This window comes from Alicycliphilus sp. T452 (assembly GCF_054512775.1).
In genome coordinates this window covers 57,026-70,888 of record NZ_JBTNEH010000024.1, presented here as the reverse complement: position 1 = coordinate 70,888, position 13,863 = coordinate 57,026, and the positions used below count along the sequence as shown (strand labels likewise).

General features: G+C 69.7%; 12 protein-coding genes, 1 tRNA gene and 1 pseudogene. 11 read left to right on the top strand and 3 right to left on the bottom strand.

Annotated elements, in window-relative coordinates; genetic code table 11:
* From ACX12L_RS18660 to ACX12L_RS18635, 6 genes and pseudogenes are all read left to right on the top strand, one after another.
* A pseudogene (locus tag ACX12L_RS18660) lies at positions 1–115 on the top strand (IS5/IS1182 family transposase); the annotation flags it as partial.
* A 21-nt stretch (positions 116–136) separates the two neighbouring features.
* The gene (locus tag ACX12L_RS18655; protein WP_459263937.1) at positions 137–1,429 is read left to right on the top strand and encodes a TRAP transporter large permease; all 1,293 of its coding nucleotides are present in this window, start codon (positions 137–139) and stop codon (positions 1,427–1,429) included.
* An 18-nt stretch (positions 1,430–1,447) separates the two neighbouring features.
* The gene (locus tag ACX12L_RS18650) at positions 1,448–2,206 is read left to right on the top strand and encodes a LamB/YcsF family protein (protein WP_459263936.1); all 759 of its coding nucleotides are present in this window, start codon (positions 1,448–1,450) and stop codon (positions 2,204–2,206) included.
* Between the two features lie 22 nt (positions 2,207–2,228).
* Positions 2,229–3,041 carry a putative hydro-lyase gene (locus tag ACX12L_RS18645; RefSeq protein WP_459263935.1) on the top strand — a complete coding sequence of 271 codons (813 nt, stop codon included), beginning with the start codon at positions 2,229–2,231 and terminating at the stop codon, positions 3,039–3,041.
* A 270-nt stretch (positions 3,042–3,311) separates the two neighbouring features.
* Positions 3,312–4,937: a 5-oxoprolinase subunit PxpB gene (gene pxpB / locus ACX12L_RS18640; RefSeq protein WP_459263934.1), complete on the top strand. Its 1,626-nt coding sequence runs from the start codon at positions 3,312–3,314 to the stop codon at positions 4,935–4,937.
* A gap of 5 nt (positions 4,938–4,942) precedes the next feature.
* Complete coding sequence (locus tag ACX12L_RS18635) at positions 4,943–6,673, top strand: acetyl/propionyl/methylcrotonyl-CoA carboxylase subunit alpha (RefSeq protein ID WP_459263933.1); 1,731 nt, start codon at positions 4,943–4,945, stop codon at positions 6,671–6,673.
* A gap of 62 nt (positions 6,674–6,735) precedes the next feature.
* On the opposite strand, the gene msbA is transcribed toward ACX12L_RS18635, so the two are convergent.
* Complete coding sequence (gene msbA, locus ACX12L_RS18630; protein ID WP_459263932.1) at positions 6,736–8,517, bottom strand: lipid A export permease/ATP-binding protein MsbA; 1,782 nt, start codon at positions 8,515–8,517, stop codon at positions 6,736–6,738.
* 133 nt (positions 8,518–8,650) lie between these two features.
* Here msbA and tolB point away from each other — a divergent pair, with 133 nt between their 5' ends.
* From tolB to ACX12L_RS18605, 5 genes are all read left to right on the top strand, one after another.
* On the top strand, positions 8,651–9,973 hold the full coding sequence (gene tolB, locus ACX12L_RS18625; protein ID WP_459263931.1) for a Tol-Pal system beta propeller repeat protein TolB: 1,323 nt from the start codon (positions 8,651–8,653) through the stop codon (positions 9,971–9,973).
* Between the two features lie 43 nt (positions 9,974–10,016).
* A complete protein-coding gene (gene pal / locus ACX12L_RS18620) occupies positions 10,017–10,559 on the top strand; it encodes a peptidoglycan-associated lipoprotein Pal (protein WP_459263930.1) in 543 nt (180 codons plus the stop codon).
* Positions 10,559–11,347: a tol-pal system protein YbgF gene (gene ybgF / locus ACX12L_RS18615; RefSeq protein ID WP_459263929.1), complete on the top strand. Its 789-nt coding sequence runs from the start codon at positions 10,559–10,561 to the stop codon at positions 11,345–11,347. Before pal ends, ybgF begins: the two co-directional genes overlap by 1 nt.
* Before the next feature lie 8 nt (positions 11,348–11,355).
* Positions 11,356–12,120, top strand: coding sequence for a tRNA threonylcarbamoyladenosine dehydratase (locus ACX12L_RS18610; RefSeq protein WP_459263938.1), 765 nt, complete (start codon positions 11,356–11,358; stop codon positions 12,118–12,120).
* A gap of 46 nt (positions 12,121–12,166) precedes the next feature.
* Positions 12,167–12,242 (top strand) — tRNA-Lys (locus tag ACX12L_RS18605).
* 98 nt (positions 12,243–12,340) lie between these two features.
* On the opposite strand, the gene ACX12L_RS18600 is transcribed toward ACX12L_RS18605, so the two are convergent.
* Both ACX12L_RS18600 and ACX12L_RS18595 read right to left on the bottom strand, forming a co-directional pair.
* The gene (locus ACX12L_RS18600; protein WP_459263928.1) at positions 12,341–13,201 is read right to left on the bottom strand and encodes a YqaJ viral recombinase family nuclease; all 861 of its coding nucleotides are present in this window, start codon (positions 13,199–13,201) and stop codon (positions 12,341–12,343) included.
* Positions 13,198–13,800, bottom strand: coding sequence for a Sak single strand annealing protein (locus tag ACX12L_RS18595; RefSeq protein WP_459263927.1), 603 nt, complete (start codon positions 13,798–13,800; stop codon positions 13,198–13,200). Before ACX12L_RS18595 ends, ACX12L_RS18600 begins: the two co-directional genes overlap by 4 nt.
* Between the last annotated feature and the right edge of the window lie 63 nt (positions 13,801–13,863).

Genomic DNA, 13,863 nt, shown 5'->3' with positions numbered 1-13,863 from the left:
CTTTGCCTGGCTGGAGAAGAACCGCAGGCTGTGGAAGAACTGCGAGCGCCTGCTCAACACCAGCCTGCAGTTCATCCACTTGGCGTTCTTGGCGTTGCTACTCAGGAGATCGTAAACAGGTTCTAAGGAGAACGATATGGACATGATGGCTGCACTGGTACTGATCATTGCGCTGTTCGCGGTGCTCGGCGCGGGCCTGTGGATTGGCCTGGGCCTGCTGGCCGTGGGGTTGATCGGCATGGAGCTGTTCACCAGCCGCCCGGTGGGCGACAGCATGATGCTGACGATCTGGGGCGCGAGTTCGGCCTGGACGCTGACGGCGCTGCCGCTGTTCCTGTGGATGGGCGAAATCCTGTTCCGCAGCAAGCTCTCGGACAGCATGTTCCGTGGCCTGGCGCCGTGGATGGACAAGCTGCCCGGGCGGCTTTTGCACACCAACGTGGTGGGCTGCACCATCTTTGCGGCCATTTCCGGCTCGTCGGCGGCCACTTGCGCCACCATCGGCAAGATGACCCTGCCCGAGCTGAAAAAGCGCGGCTACCCTGACGCCATGGCCGTGGGCACGCTGGGCGGCGCGGCCACCCTGGGGCTCTTGATTCCGCCTTCCATCATCATGATCGTCTACGGCGTGGCGGCGAACGTGTCGATCGCCAGGCTGTTCCTTGCCGGGGTCTTGCCGGGGCTGATGCTGGCGGGGCTGTTCATGGGCTACATCGCCGTCTGGGCGCTGCTGCACCGCGACCAGGTGCCTGCGCCGGACAGGGCCATGGGCTTCATGCAGAAGCTGTACGAGTCCCGCCACCTGATTCCCGCGGTGATCCTGATCGGCCTGGTGCTGGGCGGCATCTACACCGGCGTCGCCACGGCCACCGAGGCCGCCGCCCTGGGCGTGGCGGGCGCGCTGGGCCTGGCGGCGTGGGAGCGGTCCCTGTCCTGGCAGAAGTTCAAGGAGGGGCTGGTGGCCGCCTGCCGCGTGTACTGCATGATCGGGCTCATCCTGGCGGGCGCGGCCTTTCTCACGCTGGCCATGGGCTTCATCGGCCTGCCGCGGCACCTGGCCGAGTGGATCGGCTCGCTGCACCTCTCGCCCTTTGCGCTGCTCATGATGCTGACGGTGTTCTTCATCGTGCTCGGCTGCTTCCTGGATGGCATCTCCATGGTGGTGCTGACCATTGCCGTGCTGCTGCCCACGGTGGAGGCGGCAGGCTATGACCTGATCTGGTTCGGCATCTTCATCGTGCTGGTGGTCGAGATGGCGCAGATCACGCCGCCGGTGGGGCTCAATCTGTTCGTCATCCAGGGCCTGACCCGGCGCGACATCGGCTGGATCGCGCGCGTCACGGCGCCCATGTTCTTCGTCATGCTGGCGGCCGTGCTCGTGCTGTACGCAGCGCCGCAGATCGTGCTCTGGCTGCCGTCGCGCATGTAGTCGCCGCAGGAGGACATCATGACCGTGATCGATCTGAACAGCGACCTGGGCGAGAGCCTGGGCGCCTGGACCATGGGCGACGACGCCGCGATGCTGGACATCGTGAGCAGCGCCAACGTGGCCTGCGGCTTCCACGCGGGCGACCCGGCGGGCATCCTGGGCACGCTCGGGGCGGCGCATGCGCGCGGCGTGGCCGTGGGGGCGCACGTGGCCTATCCCGACCTGGTGGGCTTCGGCCGGCGCGCCATGGACGTGGCCAGCAGCGACCTGGTGGCCGGCGTGATCTACCAGATTGGCGCGCTGCAGGGCCTGGCGCACGCCGCGGGCACGCGCGTCACCTACGTCAAGCCCCATGGCGCGCTCTACAACACCATCGCGCATGACGAGCGCCAGGCGCGCGACGTGATCGCCGCCATCCACGCGGTGGACGGCAGCCTTGCGCTCGTGGCGCTGGCGGGCTCGCCGCTCGTCCAATGGGTGCAGGACGCCGGCCTGCGCGTGATCGCCGAGGCCTTCGCCGACCGCGCCTACACGCCGCAGGGCACGCTGGTGTCGCGCCGCGAGAAGGGCGCCGTGCTGCACGACAGCGCCCTGGTGGCGCAGCGCATGCTGCGCCTGGTGCGCGAGGGCGTGGTGGAGGCCGTGGACGGGAGCCTTGCGCGCGTGCAGGCGCAGTCCATCTGCGTGCACGGCGACAGCGCGGGTGCCGTGGAGATGGCGCGCGCCGTGCGCATGGCGCTCGAGAGCGACGGCGTCGTCGTGCGCCCGTTCGCCTGAAATTTTCACTGGAGCAGACACCATGCAACACAACGCCCTGGAGCAGGCCCGCGCCGCCGCTGTGGCCGCGGCGCGCCAGGCGCGCGCCGCCTACCGCGCGGGCAGCGTGCGGCCCACGGCCGGCGTCGCGCCCGGCATGACGCAGGCCAACATGATCGCGCTGCCGCGCGACTGGGCCTGGGATTTCCTGCTGTACGCGCAGCGCAACCCCAAGCCCTGCCCGGTGCTCGACGTGATCGAGGCCGGCGCGTACCGGACCCCGCTGGCCGAGGGGGCCGACATCCGCACCGACATCCCCCTGTACCGCGTCTGGCGCGACGGCCGGCTGGCCGAGGAGGTGCAGGACGCCACGCCCCTGTGGGCCGAGCATCCCGACCTGGTCACCTTCCTGATCGGCTGCAGCTTCACGTTCGAGACGCCGTTGCAGGAGGCCGGCATCGAGGTGCGCCACATCGCCGACGGCTGCAACGTGCCCATGTACCGCACCAATCGCGCCTGCCGCCCGGCCGGGCGCCTGCGCGGCGAGATGGTGGTGTCCATGCGGCCCATCCCGGCGCACCGCGTGGCCGACGCGGTGGCGATCTCGGCGCGCTTCCCCTCGGTGCACGGCGCACCCGTGCACGTGGGCGACCCGGTGGCGCTGGGCATCGCCGACCTGGCCAGGCCCGACTTCGGCGACCCCGTGCGCATCGAGCCCGGCGAGCTGCCCGTGTTCTGGGCCTGCGGCGTCACGCCCCAGGCCGCCGTGATGGCCTCGGGCGTGCCCTTTGCCGTCACCCATGCGCCGGGGCACATGTTCATCACCGACGTGCCCGACGGCAGCTACCACGTGTGAGAACCTGTTCACGATCATTTCATGGGGTACGCATGACAGCAAACCGTCACGATCTAGGCACCCGCCGCAGCCCATGCTGGCGGCCTGGGCAAGGTGGGCAACAACGAGCGTGGCGGTTTGCTGTCATGCCCGAAGGGTTGCCCCGTAAAGGCAGCGTCTGCGGCGTTGCCCATCCTCGCCGCACATCGGTGCGGCTTGCGGTGGGCGCCTTGCATCCACTGCCTTTACGGGGCAACGTACCCCATGAAATGATCGTGAACAGGTTCTAAGGTGCGTTTTCTGCCCGTTTCGTTGAATGCGCTGCTGGTCGAGTTGGCCGACCTGGACCAGACCCTGGCCCTGCTGGCCTCGCTGCAGCGCGAGCCCCTGCCCGGCGTGCTGGAGCTGGTGCCCGCGGCGCGCACCATCCTCGTGCAGTTCGCGCCCTCGGCCACCGACACCGCGCGGCTGGTGCGCGCCATTGCCGCGCGCGACCTGTCGCAGCAGGTGCGGCGCGGCGGCACCCTGGTCGAAATCCCCGTGCGCTACGACGGCGAGGACCTGGCCGAGGTGGCGCAGATGCTGGGCATCACGCGCGAGGAGCTGGTGCGCCGCCACACCGGCAGCGCCTACAGCGTGGCCTTCGTGGGCTTTGCGCCGGGCTTTGCCTACCTCTCGGGCGGCCACGAAAGCCTGGACGTGCCGCGCCGCGCCACGCCGCGCACGCGCATCCCCGCGGGCGCCGTGGGCCTGGCGGGCCGGTTCGGCGGCGTGTACCCGCAGGCCAGCCCCGGGGGCTGGCAGATCATCGGCACGACGCCGCTGGCCATGTGGGACCTGGAGCGCCCGGTGCCGGCGCTGCTGCAGCCGGGGTTCCAGGTGCGCTTCGTCGATATTGCTACGCTTTCGGAAGCTGCTCGCGCAGAGCTGGAGAGCGCTACAGCCCCAAAACATGCCAAACTTGCGGCGTCCGTGGCGGCGTCCGTGGCGGCGTCCGTGGCGGCGGACGGACCGGCGCTCGAAGTGCGCTCGCCCGGCCTGCTCACGCTGCTGCAGGACCTGGGCCGGCCCGGCCAGGCGGGGCAGGGCGTGTCGGCCTCCGGCGCGCTGGACCAGGGCGCCTGCCGCACGGCCAACCGGCTCGTGGGCAACCCGTCCGACGCGGCCTGCCTGGAGACCGCGGGCGGCGGCCTGCGGCTCGCCAGCCGCGGCGACACGGTGGTCGCGGTGACGGGCGCCGACGCGCCGCTCACGCTGACCAATGCCGCGGGCGCGCGCTGGAGCGTGCCGCGCTACCAGCCCCTGGCCCTGGCCGATGGCGACACACTGGCCATCGGCGAGCCCGCCGCGGGCACGCGCTGCTACGTGGCCGCGCGCGGCGGCTTCGGTGTGGAGCCCGTGCTCGGCAGCCGCAGCACCGACACCCTGGCGCACGTGGGCCCGCCCGCGCTGGCGGCGGGCGACGTGCTGGCGCTGTGCCCGGTGGCGCGCGGCGCCGTCGTGGGCGGCGCCGAGCTGCCGCCCGACGACCTGCCCAGCGTGCACGAGGACGTGGTGCTCGACGTGGTGCCGGGCCCGCGCGCCGACTGGTTCGCGCCCGAGGCCCTGGAGCTGCTCGCGCGCCAGCGCTGGCGCGTCACGCCCCAGTCCAACCGCGTGGGCCTGCGACTGGCGGGAGAGGTGCCGCTGGCGCGCGCCATCACCCAGGAGCTGCCCAGCGAGGGCACGCCCACGGGCGCCATCCAGGTGCCCGCCAGCGGCCAGCCCGTGCTGTTCCTGGCCGACCACCCGCTCACCGGGGGCTACCCGGTGATCGCCTGCGTCGCGCCGCACCACCTGGACCGCGCGGGCCAGATCCCCGTGAACGCCTGGGTGCGCTTCCATCCCATACGGCCCTTCGAGGCCATCGAATGCTGAATGCCATGAAGAAAGTCCTGATTGCGAACCGAGGCGAGATCGCCGTGCGCGTGGTGCGCGCCTGCCGCGACTACGGCGTGCAGTCCGTCGCCGTGTACGCCGATGCCGACATCGACGCCCTGCACGTCCGCATGGCCGACGAGGCCTGGGGCCTGGATGGTGACCGTCCCGCCGATACCTACCTGCACATCGCGAAGCTGCTGGACGTCGCGCGAAAGAGCGGCGCCGACGCCGTGCACCCCGGCTACGGCTTCCTGTCCGAGAGCGCGGCCTTCGCGCAGGCCGTGATGGATGCGGGCCTGGCCTGGATAGGGCCGTCGCCCCGGGCGATCGCTCGCCTGGGCGACAAGGTCGAGGCGCGCAAGATCGCGCTGAAGGTGGGGGCGCCGCTGGTCGCGGGAACCCCTGAGCCCGTGCAGGACGCGGCCGAGGTGCTGGCCTTTGCCGGGCAGCATGGCCTGCCCATCATCATCAAGGCCGCGTTCGGCGGCGGCGGGCGCGGCATGAAGATCGCGTGGCGCATGGACGAGGTAGCGGAGCTCTACCAATCCGCCGTGCGCGAGGCCACGGCGGCCTTCGGGCGCGGCGAATGCTTCGTCGAGCAGTTCCTGGACAGGCCGCGCCACATCGAGGCCCAGGTCATGGGCGACCGGCATGGCCGGGTGGTGGTGCTGGGCACGCGCGACTGCTCGCTGCAGCGGCGCAACCAGAAGCTCGTCGAGGAGGCGCCCGCGCCGTTCCTGACCGATGCGCAGCGCCAGCGCATCCACCAGGCCGCGCACGACATCTGCTCCGAGGTGGGCTACGAAGGCGCGGGCACGGTGGAATTCCTGCTCTCGGGCAGCGGCGCAATCTCGTTCCTGGAGGTGAACACGCGCCTGCAGGTCGAGCACCCGGTCACCGAGCAGACCACGGGCCTGGACCTCGTGGTCGAGCAGCTGCGCGTGGCCGACGGCCTGCCGCTGTCCATCGCCGAGACGCCCGCGCCGCAGGGCCACGCCATCGAGTTCCGCATCAACGCCGAGGACGTGGGCCGGGGCTTCCTGCCCACGCCCGGGCAGGTGGCGCGCTTCGACCCGCCCGCGGGCCCGGGCGTGCGCGTGGACAGCGGCGTGCAGGCGGGATCGGTCGTGCCCGGCACCTTCGATTCGCTGATGGCCAAGCTCATCGTGACCGGCGCCACGCGCGAGCAGGCGCTGGCGCGCGCGCGCCGGGCGCTGGCCGAGTTCCGCATCGAGGGCGTGGCCAGCGTGCTGCCGTTCCACCGCGCCGTGATGGAGCATGCGGACTTCACCGGCGCCGACGGCTTCAAGGTGCACACGCGCTGGATAGAGACCGCCTTCGCCAACGACCTGGCGGCCGCCGCGCGCGCCGAGCCCCGGCCGGATGCCGCGCTGGTGCGCTGCGCCATCGAGATCGACGGGCGCCGCATGCAGCTGGGCCTGCCGGCCGCGCTGCTGCAGGGGCTGGCGTCGGCGGGCGGTGGCGCCGCCGCAGCAGCGCCCGCGGCGCAGGAAAGCACCGACGAAGCGGCCGTCGCCTCGCCCATCGCGGGCAACCTGCACGCCTGGAAGGTGGGGGAGGGCGATGCGGTGCAGGAGGGCGACGTGATCGCCGTCATGGAGGCCATGAAGATGGAGATGCAGGTCACCGCGCACCGCGCCGGCCGCATCGCGCTGCAGGCGGCCGCGGGCAGCTACCAGGCGGCCGGCGCCTGCATCGCGCGCATTTGCTGATTTTTGAGTGTTTTTGGCCGCTGGCGCTTGGTGCAAAAGCGCTGGCAGCTATCGTTTTTGCGTCAGGAGCCGTGCGCCTGCAGGCGCGCGAACAGCCCGCCCGCGGCCACCAGGTCGGCATGCGTGCCCTGTTCCGCGATGCGCCCGCGCTCCATCACCACCACGCGGTCGGCGTGCTCGATGGTGGACAGGCGGTGCGCGATCACCAGCGTGGTGCGCCCGCGCATCAGGCGCTGCAGCGCCTCCTGCACCAGGCGCTCGGACTCCGTGTCCAGTGCCGACGTGGCCTCGTCCAGGATCAGGACCGGGGCGTCCTTGTACAGCGCCCGCGCGATCGCCAGCCGCTGGCGCTGGCCGCCCGAGAGCTGCGTGGCGTTGTGCCCCACCACCGTGTGCATGCCCTGGGGCAGGGCGGCCACGTGCTGGGCCAGGTTGGCCGCTGCCAGGCACTGCTGCACGCGCTGCTCGTCGACGGGGGCGCCCAGCGCCACGTTGGCGGCGATGCTGTCGTTGAACATCACCACGTCCTGGCTCACCATGGCGAACTGCGCGCGCAGGCAGTCCAGGTCCCAGTCCTGCACCGGCACGCCGTCGAGCAGCACCTGGCCGCTGCCCGGCGCGACGAAGCGCGGCAGCAGGTTCACCAGCGTGGTCTTGCCGGCGCCCGACGGGCCCACCAGGGCCACCACCTCGCCGGGATGGATGTCCAGGCTCACGGCATCCAGGGCGGGCGCGTGCTCGGCGTCGAAGCGCACGCTCGCGCCGCGCAGGCTGATCGCACCCCGGGCCCGCGCGGCGACATGGCTGCCGCCCGACTCCGCCGGCGTGTCGCTGAGCAGCACCAGGCCGCGCTCGAGCGCCGCCACGCCGCGCGTGATGGGGTTGGCCACGTCGGCCAGGCGGCGCATGGGGGCGATCAGCATCAGCATGGCGGCGATGAAGGAGGCGAAGCCGCCCACGGTCACGTCCTTGACGCCATGGCCGTGGCTTTGCCACAGGGCGATGCAGATCACGGTGGACAGCGCGCCCGCCGACAGCAGCTGCGTGGTGGGCGTCATGGCGGCCGAGGCGATCGTGGACTTGATGGCCAGGCGGCGCAGCTTCTGGCTGAGCGTGTCGAAGCGCTCGCCCTGCCCGGCCTGGGCGCCGTGCAGGCGCACCATGCGATGGGCCAGCACGTTCTCCTCGACCACATAGGCCAGGTCGTCGGTGGCCTGCTGGCTGCTCTTGGTGATCTTGTACAGGCGCCGCGACAGGGTTTTCATGACCCAGGCCACGCCCGGCACCAGCACGGCCACGATGAGGGTGAGCTGCCAGTTCAGGTAGATCAGGTAGCCCAGCAGCGCCACCAGCGTGAAGCCGTCGCGCGAGAGGCCGACCAGCGCCTGCACCAGCGAGGTGAAGCCGGTCTGCACCTCGTACACCACGGTGTTGGACAGGGCGCTGGCCGATTGGTGGCGGAACAGGCGCATGTCGGCCGCCAGCAGCCGCTCGAACAGGGCGGTGCGCAGCCGCAGCATGCCCTCGTTGGCGATGCGCGTCAGCGCGTACTGGCTGGTGAACTGCGCCAGCCCGCGCACCAGGAACACGCCGATGATCGCCACGGGAACCATCCACAGCTGCAGCGATCCCTCCGTGAAGCCCTGATCGAGCAAGGGTTTGAGCAGAGCGGGAATCAGGGGCTCGGTGACGGCCGCCACCACGGTGGCCAGCAGGGCCATGGCCCACGCCAGGCGCTGGTGGCCGAAGTACGTATGCAGGCGCCGCAAGCGGGCCAGCAGCGAAAGAGGCTGCGCCGCCTGCGGCGAGCCAGTCTTTGTCGCGCTATGATTCGAGTCTTGCATGAGGGGCGGATTCTACGTTTCGGCCATGGCCGGTCAGCACAGTTTGTCACAGGGCGCGCTACGCTATGTGTAACATGCACGCTTGTGTTGACCGCCATCCGACGGTTGTTTGACGGTTATTCGACGGTTGCCAATGACTATTGACCGCACTCCTCCATCCCCCTCCCTTCCCAGCACACTGCCGCCCCTGTCGCGGCGCCATGCCGTTGCGGCCCTGGCCGCCGGCTCCACCCTCCCGGCGCTCGCGCAATTCCGCGTAGAGATCACGGGCGTGGGCCTGACGCAGCTGCCCATCGCCATCGCGCCCCTGCGCGGCGAAGCGCAGTCGCCGCAAAAAATCTCCGCCATCGTGCAGGCCGACCTGGAGCGCAGCGGCCGCTTCACCGGCGTCGATGCCACGGGCGTGGCGCTCGACGAGACCTCGCGCCCCGACCTGTCGCAGTGGCGCCAGCGCAAGGCCGACGCCCTGAGCACCGGCAGCGTCACGCGCCTGGCCGATGGGCGTTTCGACGTGCGCTTTCGCCTGTGGGACGTGGTCAAGGGCCAGGACCTGGGCGGGCAGAGCTTCACCGTCACGCAGGCGGACCTGCGCCTGGTGGCCCACCGCATCGCCGACTTCATCTACGAAAAGCTCACGGGCGAGCGCGGCGTCTTCTCCACGCGCATCGCCTACGTGACCAAGGTGGGCGTGCGCTACAGCCTGTGGGTGGCCGATGCCGATGGCGAGAACGCCCAGTCGGCGCTGTCCAGCCCCGAGCCCATCATCTCGCCGGCCTGGTCGCCATCGGGCGCGCAGCTGGCCTACGTGTCGTTCGAGTCGCGCAAGCCCGTGGTCTACGTGCACGACGTGGCCACGGGGCGGCGGCGGCTGATCGCCAATTTCCGCGGCTCCAACAGCGCGCCCGCCTGGTCGCCCGACGGCCGCATCCTGGCCGTGACGCTGAGCCGCGACGGCGGCTCGCAGCTCTACACCATCGACGCCAATGGCGGCGAGCCCCGCCGCCTGATGCAAAGCAGCGGCATCGACACCGAGCCGGCGTTTTCGAGCGACGGCCGCAGCATCTACTTCGTGAGCGACCGCGGCGGCTCGCCCCAGATCTACCGCGTGGCGGCCGGCGGCGGCAATGCCGAGCGCGTCACGTTCAACGGCACCTACAACATATCGCCGGCCATCAGCCCAGACGGGCAGTGGCTGGCCTACATCTCGCGCGTGGGCGGCGCCTTCAAGCTGCACGTGATGGACCTGAGGTCGGGCTCCGTGACGGCGGTGACCGACTCCAGCGCCGATGAAAGCCCGAGCTTCGCGCCCAACAGCCGGCTCATCCTGTACGCGACCCAGCAGCAGGGCCGCGAGGCCCTGATGACCACCACGCTGGACGGCAAGATCAAGGCCCGCCTGGCCGGCCAGGGCGGGGACATCCGCGAGCCCGACTGGGGGCCATTCCAGAAGCAATGATGCGTTGTAGTTTCCCAAACACCTTTTTTCCAGGACAGTCACAATGAAACGATCCTCTTTCAAGCGCGTTTCGATCGCGCTCACCATCGCAGCCCTCATGGCGGGCTGCAGTTCCGGCGTGAAGCTCGACGATGTTCCGGTCGAGGACAAGGGCGCCACCTCCACCATGCCCGGCGCCAATTCGGGCAGCACGGGCCAAAGCGGCGTGGCGCCGGTCGACCTGACCCAGTCCGGCCGCGAGGCCGGCGGCCCCGTCGGTGTGGCGCGCATCGTCTACTTCGACTTCGACAGCTTCACCGTCAAGCAGGAATACCAGTCGGTGCTGGAGGCCCATGCGCGCTACCTGAAGGCCTCGTCCGCCCGCAAGGTCATGCTCGAAGGCCACACCGACGAGCGCGGCGGCCGCGAATACAACCTGGCGCTGGGCCAGAAGCGCGCCGAGGCCGTGCGCCGCTCCCTGGCGCTGCTGGGCGTGCCCGATGCCCAGATGGAGGCCGTGAGCTACGGCAAGGAAAAGCCGGCCGCGCAGGGCCATAGCGAGAGCGCCTTCGCACAGAACCGCCGCGTCGAACTGTCGTACCGTTGATGGCCGCGCGCATGTCTTTTCCCCATCGCTCGCGCGTGCTGGGCGCCGTGGTCTTCGCGGCCGCCGCCACCTGGGCCATGCCCAGCCACGCGCTGTTCGGGGACGATGAGGCGCGCCGTGCCATTCTGGAGCTGCGCCAGCGCGTCGATGCGCTGCAGCAGGCCAACCAGCGCGCCGGCGAGCGTTCGGGCGACGAGGTCTCGCAGCTGCGGCGCAGCCTGCTCGACCTGCAGGCGCAGATCGAGGCGCTGCGCACCGAGCAGGCGAGCCTGCGCGGGCAGAACGAGCAGCTGCTGCGCGACGTGGCCGAACTGCAGCGCCGGCAGAAGGACATGGCGCGCGGCGTGGACGAGCGGCTGCGCCAGTTCGAGCCCGTCGCCGTGACCGTCGACGGGCGCGAGTTCCGCGCGGACCCGGCGGAAAAGCGCGACTTCGACGCTGCCCTGGCGGTCTTCCGTTCGGGCAAGTTTCCCGATGCGGCCACGGCGTTCGGCAACTTCGTGCGCCAATACCCGCAGTCGGGCTACGTGCCGTCGGCGCGCTTCTGGCTGGGCAACGCGCAGTACGCCACGCGCGACTACAAGGAAGCCATCGCCAACTTCAAGGGGCTGCTGGCGGCCGCGCCCGACCATGCGCGCGCGCCCGAGGCGGCGCTGTCCATCGCCAACTGCCAGATCGAGCTGAAGGACACGCGCGCCGCCCGCAAGACCCTGGAAGACCTGCTGCGCGCCTATCCCCAGTCCGAGGCCGCCGCCGCCGCCAAGGAGCGCCTGGCGCGCCTGAAGTGAGCACTGCTGTGCACGAGCCGGCCGACCTGGAGCGCCGCTTCGGGGGCCTGGCCCGGCTGTTCGGCGTGGAGGGCGCGGCCCGCATCCGCGCGGCCCATGTCGCCGTCGTCGGCATCGGCGGTGTGGGCTCCTGGGCCGCCGAAGCCTTGGCGCGCAGCGGCGTGGGGCGGCTGACCCTGATCGACCTGGACCATGTGGCCGAGTCGAACGTCAACCGCCAGATCCACGCCCTGAGCACGACGCTGGGCCAGGCCAAGGTCCATGCCATGGCCGAGCGCATCGCGCTCATCAACCCCGCGTGCCGGGTCGAGTGCGTCGAGGAATTCGTCGAGCCCGCGAACTGGCCCGCCATCCTGCCCGGCCCGGTGGATGCCGTCATCGACGCCTGCGACCAGGTCAGGGCCAAGACCGCCATGGCCGCGTGGGCGCTCCAGAACCGCCGGCCTTTCATCACCGTGGGTGCGGCGGGCGGCAAGCGGCTGGCCCACAAAGTCGACGTGGACGACCTGGCCCACACCACGCACGACCCATTGCTCGCGCAGCTGCGCTACCGCCTGCGCAGGGAACATGGCGCGGCCCGGGACGGCAAGCGCATGGGCATCGCCTGCGTATTCAGCAGGGAAGCCGTGGCCCCGCCGCATGCATCCTGCGCCGTGCAGGAAGGGGACGGCACCTTGAATTGTCACGGCTACGGCTCCTCCGTGGCCGTGACGGCCACCTTCGGCCAGTGCGCTGCTGGCTGGATGCTGGACCGGCTGTCCGGAAAACCCTGAAAGCACGCTATAATGTGCGACTTTGCTGCAGCAAGACTGCAAGAGGGGGACGTTAGCTCAGTTGGTAGAGCAGCGGACTTTTAATCCGTTGGTCACAAGTTCGAATCTTGTACGTCCTACCAAGCCACATAAGGAAACCTCGCTATCAGTACGGTAGCGGGGTTTTTTGCTATTTGACTCATGTAGCCACTATGTAGCCGCGAGCACGGAGTTTTTGACCCTATCCGATGGTCACTCGAATCTCTTGGCGGGACTGGCTGCGGTATGCGGTCAAGTCTTGTCCTTGCAGTTGGGGCACTTTTTTGTAGTCCACATTCCCTTGCTTCCAGTAGCGGGTGACTGTTACGCCTGCACCCTGTTCCCTTGGGTGAGTGAGGAGTGCTAGCAGACCTTGTTTTGCCGCCTCCAATTGCTCTGTCATCGAATCAGACCGTTGTTTTGCTTGAACATAAACGGCAGCAGCCAGAGTCCATGCTGCATCTGTTCGTTGTGCTGTGTCCGCCTCGGTCAGAGGAGGTGCCGTATCTGTTGTGAGATATTGCTGAAACGCCTCCCACGCCTCCCGGATGCGGGCCATCAGCGCCTCGTCCCGAGCCACCTCGGTCAGGATGCCCTTGGCGCCGTCGAACACCCACAGGTGGGCCTTCTCGGCGCCCGACACCATCAGCTGATGCTGCACCTGAACGCGGTAGTGTTCCGGCACCTGTCCTTGGCTCACGTCCTGCCACAGGTCGGATCGTGTGCCGCGCATCGGGCACTTGATTTCCAACACCAAGTCGCCGACCAAGGTCATGCCGTCCAGACTGGCGCTGTAGGCGCCATCCTCGATCACCAGTGGCTGCATCACCAGCCCGGTTTGCTCTTCATAGGCCGCTCGTGCGCTCGGCTCCAGTTCGGTGCCGCGCTGCATGGCCTGCGTCACCTTGGCGCTGGCGCGCCCGGTCTTCTCCAGCCACAGCTGGTAGGGTGTGCTCCACGGGCTCAGGCCCATCACCGCTGCCGTTTCCGAGGCGTTGCGCCGGCTGCGGCGGTAGTCCAGCCATTCGGGGCTGCCTTGCGTGAGTTGAACGATGCGGCTCATGCTGCAGCCCTCCGGTTTTCCAGCGAGCGGATCACGCGCGGCAAGTCAGCCACGGCGATCTGTGCCAAGGAATCGACCCCGAAGTAACGGCACACGCGATCCAGAGACACGCCGGCCTCCATCGCCAGCTTGTGCACCTGCGCCTGCTGGCCACGGCTGAGCGTCGCCCCGGTTGCACCGGGCTTTGCTGCGTCGTTGGCTGCCTCGCCGGACGGCTGCGGCAGGTCTTCGCCCGCGTAGATGTACAGCCCCAAGCCATGCAGGGCAATGGCCTTGACCAGACAGCGTTGCAAGCTGGTGTTGATATCGAATGCCGTGGGGGCAAGAATGGGGCGGTTGCGGCCATCCAGCACCGGGTGAATCTGGCTCAGGGTAACGCCTTGCACCGTGACGGCCACTTCCACGAACACGCCGGCTTCGGTTGCCAGATAGGGCAGGTCGTTGAAGCGGCGCACTTCCCACGTCGCGGTGGGGTCGGCATTCCGCAGTTGCGACACCGCATAGGGCCAGCTGAGATAGGCAAAGCCGCCCTTTCGCTCGATGTGCTCGGATACGTTGATCGCCGCCAGGCGGGCAAAGTGGTTGATGGATTCGGTCATGTTGATCTCCATGGGGTAAACAGATACGCCCGTCGCTCCTGCTGGAGCCACGGGCGCGAGGGG